This window comes from Ralstonia sp. RRA (assembly GCF_037023145.1).
GTDB lineage: Bacteria > Pseudomonadota > Gammaproteobacteria > Burkholderiales > Burkholderiaceae > Ralstonia.
This window is the reverse complement of record NZ_CP146091.1, coordinates 1,994,958-2,012,438: the sequence shown is the minus strand read 5'-3', so window position 1 is coordinate 2,012,438 and position 17,481 is coordinate 1,994,958. Positions and strand designations below refer to the sequence as shown.

General features: G+C 63.2%; 14 protein-coding genes. 12 read left to right on the top strand and 2 right to left on the bottom strand.

Annotation, left to right across the window (positions count from 1 at the left end):
• The first annotated feature begins 100 nt into the window (after positions 1–100).
• The 3 genes from V6657_RS09880 (at position 101) to ntrC (ending at position 3,405) form a co-directional block, all read left to right on the top strand.
• Complete coding sequence (locus V6657_RS09880) at positions 101–622, top strand: hypothetical protein (protein WP_048934314.1); 522 nt, start codon at positions 101–103, stop codon at positions 620–622.
• Positions 623–629: 7 nt separating this feature from the next.
• Positions 630–1,829, top strand: a complete 1,200-nt coding sequence (glnL, locus tag V6657_RS09875) for a nitrogen regulation protein NR(II) (protein WP_048934315.1) — start codon at positions 630–632, stop codon at positions 1,827–1,829.
• A gap of 67 nt (positions 1,830–1,896) precedes the next feature.
• Positions 1,897–3,405, top strand: a complete 1,509-nt coding sequence (ntrC, locus tag V6657_RS09870; RefSeq protein WP_048934316.1) for a nitrogen regulation protein NR(I) — start codon at positions 1,897–1,899, stop codon at positions 3,403–3,405.
• A 113-nt stretch (positions 3,406–3,518) separates the two neighbouring features.
• Here the strand turns inward: ntrC and V6657_RS09865 are convergent, their stop codons facing one another.
• Both V6657_RS09865 and V6657_RS09860 read right to left on the bottom strand, forming a co-directional pair.
• A complete protein-coding gene (locus V6657_RS09865) occupies positions 3,519–3,845 on the bottom strand; it encodes a hypothetical protein (RefSeq protein ID WP_048934317.1) in 327 nt (108 codons plus the stop codon).
• Positions 3,846–4,081: 236 nt separating this feature from the next.
• Positions 4,082–4,984 carry an HAD-IIB family hydrolase gene (locus V6657_RS09860; protein ID WP_182570806.1) on the bottom strand — a complete coding sequence of 301 codons (903 nt, stop codon included), beginning with the start codon at positions 4,982–4,984 and terminating at the stop codon, positions 4,082–4,084.
• A 210-nt stretch (positions 4,985–5,194) separates the two neighbouring features.
• On the opposite strand from V6657_RS09860, the gene ugpB reads away from it, so the two are divergent.
• The 9 genes from ugpB to zapE all read left to right on the top strand — a co-directional run bounded on the left by ugpB (position 5,195) and on the right by zapE (position 17,457).
• Entirely contained in the window at positions 5,195–6,511 is a 1,317-nt protein-coding gene (ugpB, locus tag V6657_RS09855; protein ID WP_048932163.1) for a sn-glycerol-3-phosphate ABC transporter substrate-binding protein UgpB, read from the top strand.
• A gap of 75 nt (positions 6,512–6,586) precedes the next feature.
• Positions 6,587–7,468: a sn-glycerol-3-phosphate ABC transporter permease UgpA gene (ugpA, locus tag V6657_RS09850; protein WP_048932164.1), complete on the top strand. Its 882-nt coding sequence runs from the start codon at positions 6,587–6,589 to the stop codon at positions 7,466–7,468.
• Between the two features lie 17 nt (positions 7,469–7,485).
• Complete coding sequence (ugpE, locus tag V6657_RS09845) at positions 7,486–8,334, top strand: sn-glycerol-3-phosphate ABC transporter permease UgpE (RefSeq protein ID WP_048932165.1); 849 nt, start codon at positions 7,486–7,488, stop codon at positions 8,332–8,334.
• Positions 8,335–8,352: 18 nt separating this feature from the next.
• Positions 8,353–9,450, top strand: a complete 1,098-nt coding sequence (locus V6657_RS09840; protein WP_048932166.1) for a sn-glycerol-3-phosphate import ATP-binding protein UgpC — start codon at positions 8,353–8,355, stop codon at positions 9,448–9,450.
• Positions 9,447–10,199, top strand: a complete 753-nt coding sequence (ugpQ, locus tag V6657_RS09835; protein ID WP_048932167.1) for a glycerophosphodiester phosphodiesterase — start codon at positions 9,447–9,449, stop codon at positions 10,197–10,199. The genes V6657_RS09840 and ugpQ overlap by 4 nt, the downstream gene beginning before the upstream one ends.
• A gap of 291 nt (positions 10,200–10,490) precedes the next feature.
• The gene (locus V6657_RS09830; protein ID WP_048932168.1) at positions 10,491–13,355 is read left to right on the top strand and encodes a 2-oxoglutarate dehydrogenase E1 component; all 2,865 of its coding nucleotides are present in this window, start codon (positions 10,491–10,493) and stop codon (positions 13,353–13,355) included.
• Positions 13,356–13,500: 145 nt separating this feature from the next.
• The gene (gene odhB / locus V6657_RS09825; protein WP_048932169.1) at positions 13,501–14,763 is read left to right on the top strand and encodes a 2-oxoglutarate dehydrogenase complex dihydrolipoyllysine-residue succinyltransferase; all 1,263 of its coding nucleotides are present in this window, start codon (positions 13,501–13,503) and stop codon (positions 14,761–14,763) included.
• A 70-nt stretch (positions 14,764–14,833) separates the two neighbouring features.
• Positions 14,834–16,270, top strand: coding sequence for a dihydrolipoyl dehydrogenase (gene lpdA / locus V6657_RS09820; protein ID WP_048932170.1), 1,437 nt, complete (start codon positions 14,834–14,836; stop codon positions 16,268–16,270).
• Between the two features lie 89 nt (positions 16,271–16,359).
• Entirely contained in the window at positions 16,360–17,457 is a 1,098-nt protein-coding gene (gene zapE, locus V6657_RS09815) for a cell division protein ZapE (protein ID WP_048932171.1), read from the top strand.
• Positions 17,458–17,481: the final 24 nt, after the last annotated feature.

Genomic DNA, 17,481 nt, shown 5'->3' with positions numbered 1-17,481 from the left:
GCGTAGGTCGCCCTTCCTTTTTGCGGGGCAGGGTTTTGTGGCTAGAATGATCGTCCGCCGGATTCCGGCGCCCGATCGACGTTTCGCCAGGTTCCATCTCATGTTCCGTCCTTCTTCACGCATCGCATGCGGATTGCTTTCCGCCGTGGCAGCGTTTGCTGCGTTGTCCGTGCAGGTGCCCGCGCATGCGGATGATGTCTACCTGTGCAGCGGCCCGAACGGCGTGCCGGAATACCGCAACAGCGGCAACACGAAGGGCTGCAAGAAGCTGACGCTGCCCGATGTGGTGACCGTGCCAGGTACGCGCAGCCCGCGCAGTGCAGGGGCTGCACCGGCTCCGGCGCAGGGCAATGCAGGTGGTGGCTTCCCGCGTGTGGACAGCGCCACGCAGAAGGCACGTGACGGCGAACGCCGCCAGGTGCTGGAAACAGAATTGGCAGACGAGGAGCGCAAGCTCCAGGCGTTGAAGGCCGAATACAACAACGGCCAGCCCGAGCGCCAGGGCAATGAACGTAACTATCAGAAGTATCTCGACCGCACCGCGCAGTTGAAGAGTGACATCGAGCGCAGCCAGGCCAATGTCGATTCCATCCGCCGGGAGTTGGGTAACCTCAAGGAGTAACCGAGTGATGCGTCGACTGATCCGCAAAGCGGCACGCCGCGATGACCAGGAACAGACGACGCCCCCCGTGCCGTCAGCGTTCGCCGGTTCTGACATCGACACCGGCGACACCATCGATGGGCCGCCGCCCATTCCGTTCTCGCCCAACGCGCCGCCGTTGTACCCCGGGCTCGACGCGGTGCCCAATCCCGTCTTGTTCGTCCGCCATCCGTCGCTGACGATCTACTACGCCAACCCCGCCGCTGAAGCCGCCCTGGCCGTGTCTCGCCGCCAGTTGGTGGAGATCTCGCTGTATGAGCTGTTTGCCGACCCGTCCGAGTTGGCGGAAATGATCGCCACGGTGGCCGCTCGCCAGTTCGACGCCAAGCGGCGCGATGTATCGCTCGACCGCCCCGGCCATGAGCCTTTGCATGCGCACGCAGTGGTGGGCGCCCTCGACTTTGCGCCGGGCGCCGTGCTGCTGGAGCTGCTGCCCAATGAGCAGAAGATCCGCAGCGAGCGTGAAGAGCGTCTGCTGGACCTCACCTCCGCCAACAAGGAACTGATCCGCAACCTCGCGCACGAGATCAAGAACCCGCTCGGCGGTATCCGTGGTGCGGCGCAGTTGCTGGAGTTCGAACTGCCCGAGCGGTCGTTGCGCGAATACACCCAGGTCATCATCAAGGAGTCCGACCGGCTGCAGACGCTGGTGGACCGCCTGCTGGAGCCGCACCGGCACCCGCATATCGTGGGCGACGTGAACATCCACGAGGTGCTGGAGCGCGTGCGTTCCGTCGTGCTGGCGGAGTTTCCGCACGGCTTGCGCATCGTGCGGGACTACGACGCCAGCCTGCCGGAGTTCCGCGGCGACAAGGAACAACTGATCCAGGCAGTCCTCAACATCGTTCACAACGCGGCACATGCGCTGGGGCCTCGCATCGCACAGGGCGATGGCGAGATCATTTTGCGCACGCGTGTGGCACGACAAGTCACGATTGCAAAACGTCTTTACAAGCTGGCATTGGACTTGCATGTAGTGGACAACGGTCCTGGGATTCCGGAGGACATCCGCGAGCGAATCTTCTTCCCGCTGGTGTCCGGACGGGAGGGGGGAAGCGGGCTGGGCCTGACGCTCGCGCAGACCTTCGTGCAGCAGCACGATGGCCTGATCGAGTGCGAGAGCAGGCCGGGCCAGACCGATTTCCGCATTCTTGTGCCGCTGCACTGACGCCTTATCGGCGCACGCAGCGCACGAGGACCCAGGCAAAGACGAAGTCAAGCAGACGAACCAACACATGAAGCCAATCTGGATAGTCGACGACGATCAATCCATCCGCTGGGTCCTTGAAAAAGCACTGGCACGCGAGAGCCTGCTGTCGCGCAGTTTCACCAACGCGCGCGATGCGCTCAATGCGCTGGATGAAGAAACGCCGCAAGTGCTGATTTCCGATGTGCGCATGCCGGGCGGCTCGGGGCTGGACCTGCTGCAGGCCATCAAGGCCAAGCATCCAGGGCTGCCGGTCATCATCATGACCGCGTATTCCGACCTGGACAGCGCCGTGGCGGCATTCCAGGGCGGTGCCTTCGAATACCTCGCCAAGCCGTTCGACGTGGATCGCGCAGTCGAGTTGATCCGCCGCGCGCTGGAAGAAAGCCTGCGTGAAGAGGAGATCGACGATCGCCTGAGCGATGCGCCTGAGATTCTTGGCCAGGCGCCGGCCATGCAGGACGTGTTCCGCGCGATTGGCCGCCTGTCGCAGTCGAACGTGACGGTGCTGATTACCGGGGAATCGGGCACGGGTAAGGAGCTGGTGGCCCGCGCGCTGCACAAGCACAGTCCGCGTGCGAGCGGTCCGTTCATCGCGCTGAACACGGCGGCAATCCCGAAAGACCTGCTCGAATCGGAGCTGTTCGGTCATGAGCGCGGCGCCTTCACCGGCGCGCAGACCATGCGCCGCGGCCGCTTTGAACAGGCCGAGGGCGGTACGCTGTTCCTCGATGAAATCGGCGATATGCCGTTCGATCTGCAGACACGCCTGTTGCGCGTGCTGTCGGACGGACACTTCTATCGCGTGGGTGGACACAACCCGCTCAAGGCCAACGTGCGCGTCATTGCGGCCACGCACCAGAACCTGGAAACGCGTGTCAAGGACGGCCTGTTCCGCGAGGACTTGTTCCACCGTCTGAACGTGATCCGCCTGCGCCTGCCGGCGCTGCGTGAGCGCCCGGAAGACATCACGCTGCTGGCGCGCCACTTCCTGCAGAAGAGTGCGAAGGAACTGGGCGTCGAGCCCAAGCGCATGTCGGACGAGGCGCTGGCACACGTTGCCACACTGCCGTTCCCGGGCAACGTGCGCCAGCTCGAAAACCTCTGCAACTGGCTGACCGTGATGGCGCCGGCGCAGACCATCGAGATCAAGGATCTGCCGTACGACCTTGTACGGGGTAGCGCGCAGGCGCTGCCCGCTGCCGCCGATGCCGGAACGGCACGGCCGGTGTTTGTCGGGGAGCCTTCGTATGGCGGTGAGCCATACGGCGCCGGGCTGTCGAGCGATGCGCTTGCGGCGACCGCTGCAGGTGCATCGGCCACCGCCGGCTGGGAGCGCGCGCTTGCGGGCGAGGCCAAGGCCATGCTCGAAGCCGGTCAGCCGGATGTGATGGACGCGCTCACGCGCCGCTTCGAAAAGGCGATCCTCGAAGCCGCACTTGGCGTGACGCGCGGACGCCGCGTGGAAGCCGCCACCCGCCTGGGCATCGGCCGCAACACGATCACGCGCAAATTGCAGGAGCTGGGCTTCGACTGACGCAGTGTCAGCGCAGACGGCCCCACCGAATATCGTCGAGCTTGGCGATTGGGATTGGGCGGATTTCCGAGAGGGGATCCGCCCTCTTTTTTTCCGGGGCTGTGCCGCCGCGCTTAGTGCAGGTGGTGCTTCAGGCGCGACAGCTCGTCGTGCGTGCGCATGACGGCGGAGTGCACGCTGTGGTCGATCTTGCCAGCGTTTTGGCATGCCATCTTGGCGCGGTCCGACGCGGCTTCCAACTGGTCGACGGCCTGCACGAGCGCCTGCGTATCCTGGGTGTTCTCCAGCCGGGCGTGACATTGGCGGGCTTGTTCATCCAACTGCTCGACGGACTGCTTGAGCGCGTCGGGCACGCCTTGCTGCGACATACACAGTTCAGACAGTTGGGCGATGGTGTGCTCGGCGTGCTCGAGTCGCTGTCGAATTTTCTGGGTTTGCATGAGAGGCTCCTATCGGGTGGACATCAGATGGGAAGGGAGCGCCGTATGCCACGCAATCGCCACGCGCACCACGATGAGGCGTGTGCGTGACACGAATCGGTGCGGCGCACTAACGTGGCGCAAGCAGCGTGCCGCGTGCGCGCACCGATACGTGAGGGGAGTCGGAAGAAGTCTGAGAAACGGCTTATGAGCAGCCACCCGCCGCCCGTCGCCGCTTGAGGCGGGCGGCAGTGTTGTCAGCCGCGCGGGGCAGGAAGCGCGGGCGCGCGTGCCCCAAGAATGCGCTCGGCCACTTCAGCAAAGCCGGCGCCGCCTTCGGCTACGGTCAGGTAGGCCGGCGGCATGGGCAGCGTGTCGATCACGTCCAGCACGTTGGCCACCCCCACCGAGAGCGGGAAGAACTCGAACATCGCGGCATCATTGGCGGAGTCGCCCACGAACACCCAGCGCTCGCGCTCGTCATGCAGGTCGATGCCGAACGCACGGCGGGCGAGTGCCACGCTGGCGCTCAACTTGTCGTGCTTGCCAAACCAGCCGTTGACGTGGATGGAGCTGACAGTCGCATGCATGCCGTGCGTGCGCATGATGTCGACGATGTGCTGCACTGCGTTTTGCGGCAACGGCGGAACTTGCTCGGCATGGTCGACGGCCAGGTCGGCAGCGTGCCAGGCCTGGTCGGTCGCCAGCGCGGAGCCCGGCACCGCACGCATGACCTCCGCACCGATTTCGCGGATGCGTTCAAGGTTGCGCGCGCGCGTCTGCGCGTCGTCGACGAAATCGGTGGTCAGGTGTCCGCGTGAGTCGATGCGCATGGCGAACGCGCCGTTCTCACCGATCACCGCATCGACCGGCCAAAGCCGCGTAATGACTTCGCCCCACGCAATCGAGCGGCCGGTGACCGGTACGACCTTGATGCCCGCGCGGTGCAGTCGCTCCAGCGCCGAATACGCCTGGGCGGGCAGCTTGCCGCGCGTGGTGAGCGTGCCGTCCACGTCGGTGAACACGCCGGTGATATTGCGCAGCGCATCATCCGGCAACTGGTGCAGGGCGAGCGGCACGCGTCGAGCGGCAATGACGGGCGCGGATTCGGGCGAATCTGCTGAGGGCGGCGTGGTGGGGGAGGTCGGGGGGGCGAGCATGCTGCGCGTGCAAAAAATGGGTGGCTTCAACTCATTCTAACGGCCGTTGCAAGGCAAACCTTGGAGGGTTTTCCCAATTTCTTTGTGACAGAAAGGCAAGTAACATCCCGCTGTCATAAAAGTGACCGACCGTTCGTTTAGAGTCGGCGCGCCGTGGGCGGAGCGAGGGAGCCCGCCAGAACGTCGAGGCACACGAAATCAGGAGAAAGCATGACGATCAGGAAGATTGCGGGGGCAGCAGCTGTGCTGGCTGCGTGTACGTTTGCGCAAGGCGCGTACGCAGTGACGGAAATCCAGTGGTGGCACTCGATGGAAGGCGCCTTGAACGACAAGGTGAATGAGATCGCCGGCAAGTTCAACGCGAGCCAGTCGGACTACAAGATCGTGCCGGTCTACAAGGGCCAGTACGATGAATCGCTGGCAGCGGGCATTGCGGCGTTCCGTGCCGGCAATGCACCGGCCATCCTGCAAGTCTTCGAAGTCGGCACCGCCACGATGATGAACGCCAAGGGCGCCATCGTGCCGGTGGCCAAGATCATGAAGGATGCCGGCGAGAAGTTCGACCCCAAGGCCTACGTGCCGGCCGTGGCGGGCTACTACACGTCGAACAAGGGCGAGATGCTCTCGTTCCCGTTCAACAGCTCGACGACGATCATGTATTACAACAAGGACGCCTTCAAGAAGGCCGGCCTTGATCCGAATAAGCCGCCTGCAACGTGGCAGGAAGTGGCCATCGATGCGGCCAAGCTGAAGGCCGCTGGTGTGCCGTGCGGCTACACCACCGACTGGCAGTCGTGGGTGCATCTGGAAAGCTTCTCGGCCTGGCACAACGTGTCGTTCGCCACCGAGAACAACGGCTTTGGCGGCGCCAAGGCGCGCCTGAATTTCAACGGCCCGGTGCAGATCAAGCACATCGAGAACCTGCTCGACATGCAGAAGAAGGGCTACTTCACCTACGCCGGCCGCAAGGACGAGCCGAAGGCGAAGTTCATCGCAGGTGAGTGCGCCATGCACACGGGGTCGTCGGCAGCGCTGGCGAACATCCGCAAGAACGCCAAGTTCAACTTCAGCCCGGCGCCGCTGCCCTACGAGGCTGGCGTGGCAGGCGCGCCGCAAAACACCATCATCGGCGGTGCGTCGCTGTGGGTGATGGGCGGCCACAAGGCTGAGGAGTACAAGGGCGTCGCCAAGTTCTTCACGTTCCTGTCTCGTCCGGAAATGCAGGCGGACTGGCACCAGTCGACGGGCTATCTGCCTGTCACGCTGGAAGCGTATGAGCTGACCAAGAAGTCGGGCTTCTATGACAAGAACCCGGGCGCCGATGTGGCCGTCAAGCAGATGATCGTCAAGACGACCGACAAGTCGCGCGGCATCCGTCTGGGCAATTTCCCGCAGATCCGTCAAGTGATCGACGAAGAGCTGGAATCTGTCTGGGCAGGCAAGAAGTCGCCGAAGGAAGCGCTGGACACGGCTGTATCGCGCGGCAACGAGCTGCTCGTCCGCTTCGAGAAGACCGTCAAGGAATAAGCGCGGCATTGCGCTAGTCTCAACCGCCGGCCTGGTGCAACTGCACCGGCCGGCGGTGCGTTTTTGGAACGTCGTATGGAAAAACGCGTTGTCTTTCGATCGCGCTGGCTGCCGTATGTGCTGGTCGCCCCGCAGATCGTCATCACCCTGGTGTTCTTTTTCTGGCCCGCGGGCCAGGCACTGTATCAGTCGCTGCTGCGCCAGGACGCCTTCGGCATCAACCTCGAGTTTGTCGGGCTCGAGAACTTTCATGATCTCTTTGCCGATCCGACCTATCTCGGGTCATTCAAGACCACCGCGCTGTTCGCCATTGGCGTGACCTTCGTGGGCTTGGGCACCTCGCTGGCGCTGGCGTACTTTGCGGATCGTGCGTTGCGTGGCGCCACGTTCTACAAGACGCTTCTGATCTGGCCGTATGCGATCGCACCGGCTGTGGCCGGCGTGCTGTGGAGTTTCCTGTTCAACCCGACGCTGGGCATCGTCTCGTTCCTGATCCACAAGATGGGCGTGGAGTGGAACTACGTGCTCAACGGCGAGCAGGCGCTGTTCCTGGTCGTCGTCATCGCGGCCTGGAAGCAGATCAGCTACAACTTCCTGTTCTTCCTGGCGGGGTTGCAGAGCATTCCCAAATCGCTGATCGAGGCGGCGGCCATTGATGGTGCCGGGCCGTGGAAGCGCTTCTGGTCGATCGTCTTCCCGCTGCTGTCACCCACGACCTTCTTCCTGATGGTGGTGAACGTGGTGTATGCGTTCTTCGACACCTTCGCCATCATCGATTCGGTCACGCAGGGCGGGCCGTTCAAGGCGACCGAGACGCTGGTGTTCAAGGTGTATCAGGATGGCGTGCGCGGGCTGGATATCGGTGGATCGGCGGCGCAGTCGGTCATCCTCATGGGCCTGGTGATTGTGCTGACGATCGTCCAGTTCCGCTACGTTGAACGCAAAGTCCAATACTAAAAGGAGGGCAAAGAGCCATGATTGAACGCCGTCCATTCCTGGACTTCCTTACCCACGTCGTGCTGATCCTGGGTGTGATCATCGTGGCGTTTCCGGTGTATGTGGTCTTCGTTGCGTCGTCGTTGACGGCCGAAGATGTGCTGCAGGCACCGATGACGCTCATCCCCGGCCCGCACCTGATCGAGAACTACCGTACGGTGCTCACGCACGGCATGGGCAACTCCGCCACGCCGGTCGGCACCATGCTGATGAACAGCCTGATCATGGCGCTGGGCATTTCGCTCGGGAAGATCGCCATCTCCATCATCTCGGCCTTCGCGATCGTCTATTTCAAGTTCCCCCTGCGCAAGACGTTTTTCTGGCTGATCTTCGTCACCCTGATGCTGCCGGTGGAAGTGCGCATTCTGCCCACCTACAAGGTGGTGTCAGACCTCGGCATGCTGAATAGCTACGCCGGGATGACGATTCCGATCATCGCGTCGGCCACGGCCACGTTCCTGTTCCGGCAGTTCTTCCTGACCATTCCCGATGAATTGGCCGAAGCCGCGCGCATTGATGGCGCGGGCCCGCTCAAGTTTTTCTGGGACGTGGTGCTGCCGCTCTCGCGTACCAGCATCGCGGCGCTGTTCGTGATCCAGTTCATCTACGGCTGGAACCAGTACCTCTGGCCGCTGCTGATCACGACCGAGAAGAGCATGACCCCCATCGTGCTGGGCGTGACCCAGATGATCTCCCGCTCCGGCGATTCCGCCACCGACTGGAACCTGCTGATGGCTGTCGTGATGCTGGCCATGCTGCCGCCTGCGGCAATCGTGATCGGCATGCAGCGGTGGTTCGTGAAGGGCCTGGTGGAAACCGAGAAGTAAAAGAATAGAAGACTCAAGATGGCAAAACTGTCTCTACGCAACGTTCAGAAGCACTACGCCAACCTCCAGGTCGTGCACGGCATCGACATGGAAATTGGCGATGGGGAATTCATCGTCATCGTCGGGCCTTCGGGCTGCGGCAAATCCACGCTGCTGCGCATGGTGGCGGGCCTGGAGCCCATCACCGGTGGCGAGGTGTGGATTGGCGACCGCGTCGTCAACGAACTGGAGCCCGCCGAGCGCGACATCGCGATGGTGTTCCAGAACTACGCGCTCTATCCGCACATGAGCGTGTTCGACAACATGGCGTATGGCCTGAAGATTCGCGGCTTGCCCAAGAGCGATATCCAGGCGCGCGTCGAACAGGCAGCGGGCATTCTCGAACTCGGCAAGCTGCTCGATCGCAAGCCGCGTCAGCTCTCGGGCGGCCAACGCCAGCGCGTGGCCATGGGCCGCGCCATCGTGCGTGAACCGGCTGTGTTCCTGTTCGACGAGCCGCTCTCCAACCTCGACGCTAAGCTGCGCGTGCAGATGCGCCTGGAGCTGAAGGATCTGCATCGGCGCCTGCGCACCACCAGCCTGTACGTGACGCACGATCAGGTTGAAGCCATGACGCTGGCTGATCGCATGATGGTGCTCAATGGCGGCCGGGTCGAGCAGATCGGCACGCCGCTGGAGGTGTACTCGCGTCCGGCCAGCACGTTCGTGGCCAGCTTCATCGGTTCGCCGCCGATGAACCTCGTGCCGGTGTCGCGCCAGGCGGGCGAGGGCGCGCAGATCCGTGTGGATGGCGCGAAAGAGGGCGACGTTGCCGCGACGCTCGGCCACCTGCCGATGGGCCTGCACTTGCCTGAACGTGCTCTGATGGGTTTGCGCCCCGAGCACATCGAGCCGTGCTCAGCAGACCAAGCCATTGCCTTCGTTGATGTTCGCGTGGTGGAAGCGCTCGGTGCCGATGCGTTTGCCTACGGCTCGCTGGCTGGCAACCCGGTCGTGGTCCGCCTGGAGCCGCATGCCAGCGTAAAGGCAGGCGACAAGCTGCCCATCACAGCCTCGGCCGAGCATCTGCACTGGTTCGATCCGCAAACCACCCGCCGTATCGAGGCCCTGGCATGAGCGAAGCACGCGCCTTGCCGGCTTGGCCGTATCCGCGCGCGATTGCGCATCGGGGTGCGGGCAAGCTGGCGCCCGAGAACACCTTGGCCGCATTCCGCCACGGCGCCCCGTTCGGCTATCGCATGTTCGAGTTCGACGTGAAGCTCTCGGGCGATGGTGTGGCCGTGCTGCTGCACGATGCCACGCTCAATCGCACCACGAATGGCCACGGCCGCCTCGACGCGCTCACGCTGGGCCAGATCGCGCAACTGGATGCGGGTAGCTGGCACAGCCCGGCCTACGCCGGCGAGCCCGTGCCCACGCTGGCCGCCATCGCCCGCTACCTGCGCGCCAATGGATATCTCGCCAACATCGAGATCAAGCCGGTCCCGGGCGCGGAGTGGCGCACGGGTGCAGCGGTGGCATTGGATGCCCGTACGCTGTGGGCGGATGCCGATGTGCCGCCGCTGTTGTCGTCGTTCTCGGAAGAGGCACTGGCCGCCGCGCGCGATGCCGCTCCGGAGTTGCCGCGCGCATTGCTGCTCGACAAATTGCCCGGCGACTGGCTTGACCGCCTGCGCGCGCTCGACTGCGTTGCGCTCGACGCCAACCATCGTGAACTCACGCCCGAAATCATTGCCGAGGCACACGCTGCCGGCTTCCGCGTCTGCTGCTATACCGTCAACGACGTTGATCGCGCACAACTGCTGTGGGGCGCAGGCCTGGATGGCTTGATCACCGATTGGGTCGATCGAATTTCGCCCGCTTGAATGTGATGAGAACGATTCTTTGACCTGGCAAAACAACGGGCCGTTGTCACGTCAAAGAATCAGAATGTTGCTTATAAACGTGCTATGCTTCCCGCCCGTGAAGACTTAGGTCCTTCCCGCACAACTTGTCTGTAAAAGCTGTCTCGGTGCCTCCTTTCTGCTATGCGCGATCCGGTCCGATCAGGTGATTTCAGGCGATTTAGTTTGCGATCCGCTAACCGGTCAAGCCGTGTCGCGGAAGGTTGATGAACCCGCTGAACTCCGGCAGACCCGGAGAAAAGTGAGCGCCCCATGACAGAGCTGTATAAGCAGTACCTGGACACTTCGTACCTGTCCGGCGGTAACGCCGCCTACGTTGAAGATCAGTACGAAGCGTACCTTCAAGATCCCACGTCCGTTAGCGAGGCACTGCGCGCGTACTTCGATGCGCTGCAGAACGTCCCCGCCGTCGACGGTTCCAACGCCCGGGATATCCCCCACGCCCCCATCGTTACCTCGTTCGCTGAGCGCGCCAAGCATGGCCCGATCAAGACGATCGTCGCGTCTGCCGATTCCGACATGGGTCGCAAGCGCGTGGCGGCAACGCAGCTGGTGGCTGCCTACCGCAATGTGGGCCTGCGTTGGGCCGATCTTGACCCGCTCAAACGTCAGGAGCGCCCCCCGGTTCCGGATCTGGACCCGGCTTTCTACGGTTTCACCGAAGCCGACCAGGACATCGTTTTCAACGCCAGCAACACGTATTTCGGCAAGGAATCGATGAGCCTGCGCGAGCTGGTCAACAACCTGCGCGAAACGTACTGCGGCTCGATCGGTGCCGAGTTCATGTACATCAGCGACCAGGCGCAGAAGCGCTGGTGGCAAGAGCGTCTGGAGACCATTCGCTCCAAGCCGGTCTTCTCGGCTGAAAAGAAGAAGCACATCCTGGAACGCCTGACGGCCGCTGAAGGCCTCGAGCGCTTCCTGCATACGAAGTACGTCGGTCAGAAGCGCTTCTCGCTGGAAGGCGGCGAGAGCTTCATCGCGGCCATGGACGAACTGATCCAGCATTCCGGCGCGAAGGGCGTGCAGGAAATCGTGATCGGCATGGCCCACCGCGGCCGTCTGAACGTGCTGGTCAACACGCTGGGCAAGATGCCGGCTGACCTGTTTGCCGAATTCGAAGGCAAGCACGTGGACGACCTGCCGGCCGGTGACGTGAAGTACCACAAGGGCTTCTCGAGCGACGTGACCACCCCGGGCGGCCCGGTTCACCTGTCGCTGGCGTTCAACCCGTCGCACCTGGAAATCGTCAACCCGGTCGTGGAAGGCTCGGTTAAGGCACGTCAAGAGCGTCGCGGCGACAAGCACGGCGCGCAAGTGCTGGCTGTGCAAGTGCACGGTGATGCGGCCTTCGCAGGCCAGGGCGTTGTGATGGAAACGCTGAACCTCGCGCAAACGCGTGGTTACGGCACGGGCGGCACGATCCACATCGTCATCAACAACCAGATTGGTTTCACGACGTCGGACCCGCGCGATTCGCGCTCGACGCTGTATTGCACCGACGTGGTCAAGATGATCGAAGCGCCGGTTCTGCACGTGAACGGCGACGATCCGGAAGCCGTTGTCCTGGCCATGCAACTGGCCGTGGACTTCCGCACGGAGTTCCAGAAGGACATCGCGGTCGACATCATCTGCTTCCGCAAGCTCGGCCACAACGAGCAAGACACGCCGGCGATGACGCAGCCGCTGATGTACAAGAAGATCGGCACGCACCCGGGCACGCGCAAGCTGTACGCAGACAAGCTCGTCACGCAGAACACGCTGAAGGCCGAAGAGCCGGACACCCTGGTGCAGGAATTCCGCGCCGCCATGGACGCCGGCAAGCACACGGTTGATCCGGTGCTGTCGAACTTCAAGAACAAGTTCGCGGTGGACTGGCTGCCGTTCCTGAACCGCAAGTGGACGGACTCGGCCGATACGGCAGTGCCGATGGCTGAACTCAAGCGTCTGGCTGAGCGCATCACCGCGATCCCCGACCACTTCAAGCTGCACCCGCTGGTTGAGAACGTCGTCAACAACCGCGCCAAGATGGGCAAGGGCGATGTGTCGCTGGACTGGGGCATGGGTGAGCACCTGGCCTTCGCCTCGCTGGTGGCATCGGGCTACCCGGTGCGTATCACGGGTCAGGATGCCGGCCGCGGTACGTTCACGCACCGCCACGCCGTGCTGCACGATCAGAACCGCGAGCGTTGGGACGCCGGCAGCTACATCCCGCTGCAGAACGTGTCGGAAAGCCAGGCACCGTTCACCGTGATCGACTCGGTGCTGTCGGAAGAAGCCGTGATGGGCTTCGAATACGGTTACTCGTCGGCCGAGCCGAATACCCTGGTGATCTGGGAAGCCCAGTTCGGCGACTTCGCCAACGGTGCACAGGTCGTGATCGACCAGTTCATCTCGTCGGGTGAAGTGAAGTGGGGCCGCGCCTCGGGCCTGACGCTGATGCTGCCGCACGGCTACGAAGGCCAAGGTCCGGAGCACAGCTCGGCGCGTCTGGAACGCTACCTGCAGCTCTGCGCAGACCACAACATGCAAGTGGTGCAGCCGACCACGCCGGCGCAGATCTTCCACCTGCTGCGTCGCCAGATGATCCGGATGTTCCGCAAGCCGCTGATCATCCTGACGCCGAAGTCGCTGCTGCGCAGCAAGGACGCTGTGTCGCCGCTGAGCGATCTGGCCAAGGGCCACTTCGAAACGGTGATCGCCGATACGGCCGAAGATCTGAACGCCGCCAAGGTGAAGCGCGTCGTGGCGTGCTCGGGCAAGGTCTACTACGACCTGGTCAACGCTCGCAAGGAACGCGGTCAGACCGACACCGCCATCATCCGTGTGGAACAGCTGTATCCGTTCCCGCACAAGGCGTTCGCGGCTGAGCTGAAGAAGTACCCGAACCTCGCCGAAGTCGTGTGGTGCCAGGACGAGCCGCAGAACCAGGGCGCTTGGTTCTTCGTGCAGCACTACATCATGGAAAACATGGCTGAAGGCCAGAAGCTGGGCTACGCAGGCCGTCCGGCCTCGGCGTCGCCGGCGGTGGGTTACTACGCCAAGCACAACGAGCAGCAGAAGGCGCTGATCGATGCGTCGTTCTCCAAGCTCAAGGGCTTCGTGCTGACCAAGTAAGCGAGATCAGCTCCAGGGCGGTGGCAACGGCTACCGCCTTGGTGCATCTTCACTCCCAAACAACGCAAACGAATTGAAGCGCTGGTCCGCCCCGCCAAACAGGGTTGCAGGGGCAGCGCGCACATGAATCCAAGGAACCATCGAAATGGCTATTGTTGATGTCAAGGTCCCGCAGTTTTCCGAGTCCGTCGAAGAGGGCACGCTGATCTCCTGGAAGAAGAAGCCGGGCGAAGCCGTGGCCGTGGACGAAGTCCTGGTCGAAATCGAGACCGACAAGGTTGTGCTGGAAGTACCGGCCCCGTCGGCTGGCGTGCTGGCTGAAGTGCTGGTGGCAGACGGTGCAACCGTCACGTCGGAACAGCTGCTGGCGAAGATCGACACCGAAGGCAAGGCTGGCGCTGCCGCTCCCGCCGCCGCTGCACCGGCACCGGCTGCCGCAGCTCCCGCACCGGCTGCCGCTGCACCGGCCGCTGCTGCTGCCACGGGTGGCGTGGCGATGCCGTCGGCTGCCAAGCTGATGGCCGAGAACAACCTGTCGGCTGGCCAAGTGGCCGGCACGGGCCGCGATGGCCGCATCACCAAGGGCGATGTGCTGGGTGCCGTGGCTGGTGGCGCAAAGCCGGCAGCGGCTACGGCTGCTGCTCCGCAAGCCGCACGTCCGGCCCTGCAGCAAGTCGCTGCTCCGGTTGACTTCGCCGCCCTGGGCGACCGTCCGGAAGAGCGCGTGCCGATGAGCCGCCTGCGTGCTCGTATCGCCGAGCGCCTGATCCAGTCGCAATCGACCAACGCCATCCTGACCACGTTCAACGAAGTGAACATGGCGCCGGTGATGGACATGCGCAAGAAGTTCCAGGACAGCTTCACCAAGGAGCACGGCACGAAGCTGGGCTTCATGAGCTTCTTTGTGAAGGCGGCCGTGCATGCGCTGAAGAAATACCCGATCCTGAATGCCTCGGTGGACGGCAGCGACATCGTCTACCACGGTTACTTCGACATCGGTATCGCTGTCGGCTCGCCGCGTGGCCTGGTGGTGCCCATCCTGCGCAATGCAGACCAGATGAGCTTTGCCGACATCGAGAAGAAGATCGCAGAGTTCGGCAAGAAAGCCCAAGAGGGCAAGCTTAGCCTGGAAGACATGACGGGCGGCACGTTCTCGATCTCCAACGGCGGTACGTTTGGCTCGATGCTGTCGACCCCGATTATCAACCCGCCGCAATCGGCCATCCTGGGCGTGCACGCCACCAAGGATCGCGCCGTGGTGGAGAACGGCCAGATCGTCATTCGCCCGATGAACTACCTGGCCATGTCCTACGACCACCGCATCATCGACGGCCGCGAAGCCGTGCTGGGCCTGGTCGCCATGAAGGAAGCGCTGGAAGATCCGGCCCGCCTGCTGTTCGACCTGTAATCGACTGCGTTGATGACACGCGACGCTGCCGCCCGATCGGTGCGGCAGCGTCCGAATCGAGGATTTCTCCATGAGCAAAGAATTTGACGTGCTGGTGATCGGCGCCGGCCCCGGCGGCTACATCGCCGCCATCCGCGCTGGCCAGCTGGGCCTGAACGTGGCGTGCTGCGAAGGCAACGCCTACGACGATCCGAAGAGCGAGCCGCGTCTGGGCGGCACGTGCCTGAACGTGGGTTGCATTCCGTCGAAGGCGCTGCTGGCTTCGTCGGAAGAGTTTGAGAACGTGAACCACCACCTGGCCGACCACGGCATCACGGTGGATGGCGTCAAGGTCGACGTGGCCAAGATGCTCAAGCGCAAGGACGACATCGTCGGCAAGATGACCAAGGGCATCGAGTTCCTGTTCCGCAAGAACAAGGTGACGCTGCTCAAGGGCTACGGCAAGTTCGTCGGCAAGACCGACGCGGGCTACCAGGTTGAGATCGCAGGCAAGGCCGGCACGGAAGTCGTGACCGCCAAGCACGTGATCATCGCGACGGGCTCGAAGGCGCGCCACCTGACGAACGTGCCGGTCGACAACGTGATCGTTGCCGACAACGAAGGCGCACTGAAGTTTGCCGAAGTGCCGAAGAAGCTGGGCGTGATTGGCGCGGGCGTGATCGGCCTAGAGTTGGGCTCGGTGTGGCGCCGTCTGGGTTCGGAAGTGACGATTCTTGAAGCACTGCCGAGCTTCCTCGGCGCGGCGGACGAATCCGTTGCCAAGGAAGCCAACAAGCTGCTGGTCAAGCAGGGCCTGAAGATCAATGTCGGCGTGAAGGTTGGCGAGATCGAGTCGTCGGCCAAGGGTGTGAAGGTCAACTACACCGACGCCGCCGGCGCCGCGCAAGTGCTCGAGTGCGACAAGCTGATCGTGTCGATCGGCCGCGTGCCGAACACCGACAACCTGGGTCTGGAAGCCATCGGTATGGCAACGGACCCGCGTGGCTTCATCGAGGTGGATGACCACTGCGCGACCAAGCTGCCGAACCTGTGGGCGATCGGCGACGTGGTGCGTGGCCCGATGCTGGCACACAAGGCAGAAGACGAAGGCGTGGCTGTGGCCGAGCGCATCGTCGGCCAGAAGCCGCACATCGACTACAACTGCATTCCGTGGGTGATCTACACCTTCCCGGAAATCGCATGGGTCGGCAAGACGGAACAGCAACTCAAGGCCGAAGGCCGTGAGATCAAGGCTGGCCAGTTCCCGTTCATGGCCAACGGCCGTGCACTGGGCATGGGCGCATCCGACGGTTTCGTCAAGGTCATCGCCGATGCGAAGACCGACGAGATCCTGGGCGTGCACATCGTCGCGGCCAACGCGTCGGACCTCGTGGCTGAAGCTGTGGTGGCGATGGAGTTCAAGGCTGCGGCGGAAGACATCGGCCGTATCTGCCACCCGCACCCGTCGATGTCGGAAGTGATGCGCGAAGCCGCACTGGCTGTCGACAAGCGTCAACTCAATATGTAATGACTCGCTGAAAAGCGAGCACGGTGCCCGGCTATCCACAAGATGCCGGGCATCGGTCCATTTGGGCCCGTCAATGGCGCCCCACGCAGATGAACGTCCAGGAAACCTACCTACAGGAACTGAAGGCGCGCGGCTATCAGCCCGACGAAGCGCAACAGCGTGCCGTCGATCGCCTGCAGCAGTGCTACGACGAATGGGTGGCCTATAAGGCCCGTCGCTCGACAGCGCTCCGGAAAATGCTGGTGCGCCCCGAGCTACCGCGCGGCGTCTACATGTGGGGCGGGGTGGGGCGCGGCAAGTCGTTCCTGATGGATGCCTTCTATAGCTGCGTGCCGCTGGTGCGCAAGACGCGTCTGCACTTTCACGAGTTCATGCGCGAGGTGCATCGCCAGTTGGAGGAGCTGCGTGGCCGTGCTGATCCGCTTGATGAACTGGCGCGCCGCATCGCCAAGCGTTACCGACTGATCTGCTTTGACGAATTCCACGTCAGTGATGTGGCTGACGCGATGATCCTGCATCGCTTGCTGGACCAGCTGTTCGCCAACGGCGTGCAGTTCGTGATGACGTCCAACTACCGGCCGGACCTGCTGTATCCGGACGGCCTGCACCGCGACCGTGTGCTGCCCGCCATCGCGCTGCTGCAAGAGAAGCTGGACGTGCTGAACGTCGATGCCGGCATCGACTACCGCAAGCGCGCGATGGAGCAGGTGCAGGCGTATCACACGCCGTTGGGCGCCAAGGCTAACTCGGCGCTGCGCGATGCATTTGCTGCGGTGGCAGAGGGGCCGGATGACTCGCCAGTGCTGCACATTGAACACCGCGAGATTCGCGCCGCGCGCAAGGCCGGTGGTGTGGTGTGGTTCGATTTCGCCACGCTGTGCGGCGGTCCGCGCTCGCAGAACGACTACCTGGAAATCGCCTCGCGCTTCCACACCGTCATCCTGGCCGACGTGCCGAAGATGACGCCGCGCATGGCATCCGAAGCGCGTCGCTTCACGTGGCTGATCGACGTGTTCTACGACCACAAGGTCAAGCTGCTGATGTCGGCCGAAGTGCCGGCAGACGAGCTCTATACCGAAGGTCAGATGGCCAACGAGTTCCAGCGTACGGTGTCGCGCATCGTCGAGATGCAGTCGCGCGAATACCTCGAGGCGCCTCGCCGCGAGGTGGATACGTCGTTGACCTGATCGCTACCGCGTTTGCCCCGACCC

Bases quoted from the DNA above. Each gene is read 5' to 3' on its own strand.
- V6657_RS09880 (WP_048934314.1), top strand. From the start codon at position 101: ATGTTCCGTCCTTCTTCACGCATCGCATGCGGATTGCTTTCCGCCGTG.
- glnL (WP_048934315.1), top strand. From the start codon at position 630: ATGCGTCGACTGATCCGCAAAGCGGCACGCCGCGATGACCAGGAACAG.
- ntrC (WP_048934316.1), top strand. From the start codon at position 1,897: ATGAAGCCAATCTGGATAGTCGACGACGATCAATCCATCCGCTGGGTC.
- V6657_RS09865 (WP_048934317.1), bottom strand. From the start codon at position 3,845: ATGCAAACCCAGAAAATTCGACAGCGACTCGAGCACGCCGAGCACACC.
- V6657_RS09860 (WP_182570806.1), bottom strand. From the start codon at position 4,984: ATGCTCGCCCCCCCGACCTCCCCCACCACGCCGCCCTCAGCAGATTCG.
- ugpB (WP_048932163.1), top strand. From the start codon at position 5,195: ATGACGATCAGGAAGATTGCGGGGGCAGCAGCTGTGCTGGCTGCGTGT.
- ugpA (WP_048932164.1), top strand. From the start codon at position 6,587: ATGGAAAAACGCGTTGTCTTTCGATCGCGCTGGCTGCCGTATGTGCTG.
- ugpE (WP_048932165.1), top strand. From the start codon at position 7,486: ATGATTGAACGCCGTCCATTCCTGGACTTCCTTACCCACGTCGTGCTG.
- V6657_RS09840 (WP_048932166.1), top strand. From the start codon at position 8,353: ATGGCAAAACTGTCTCTACGCAACGTTCAGAAGCACTACGCCAACCTC.
- ugpQ (WP_048932167.1), top strand. From the start codon at position 9,447: ATGAGCGAAGCACGCGCCTTGCCGGCTTGGCCGTATCCGCGCGCGATT.
- V6657_RS09830 (WP_048932168.1), top strand. From the start codon at position 10,491: ATGACAGAGCTGTATAAGCAGTACCTGGACACTTCGTACCTGTCCGGC.
- odhB (WP_048932169.1), top strand. From the start codon at position 13,501: ATGGCTATTGTTGATGTCAAGGTCCCGCAGTTTTCCGAGTCCGTCGAA.
- lpdA (WP_048932170.1), top strand. From the start codon at position 14,834: ATGAGCAAAGAATTTGACGTGCTGGTGATCGGCGCCGGCCCCGGCGGC.
- zapE (WP_048932171.1), top strand. From the start codon at position 16,360: ATGAACGTCCAGGAAACCTACCTACAGGAACTGAAGGCGCGCGGCTAT.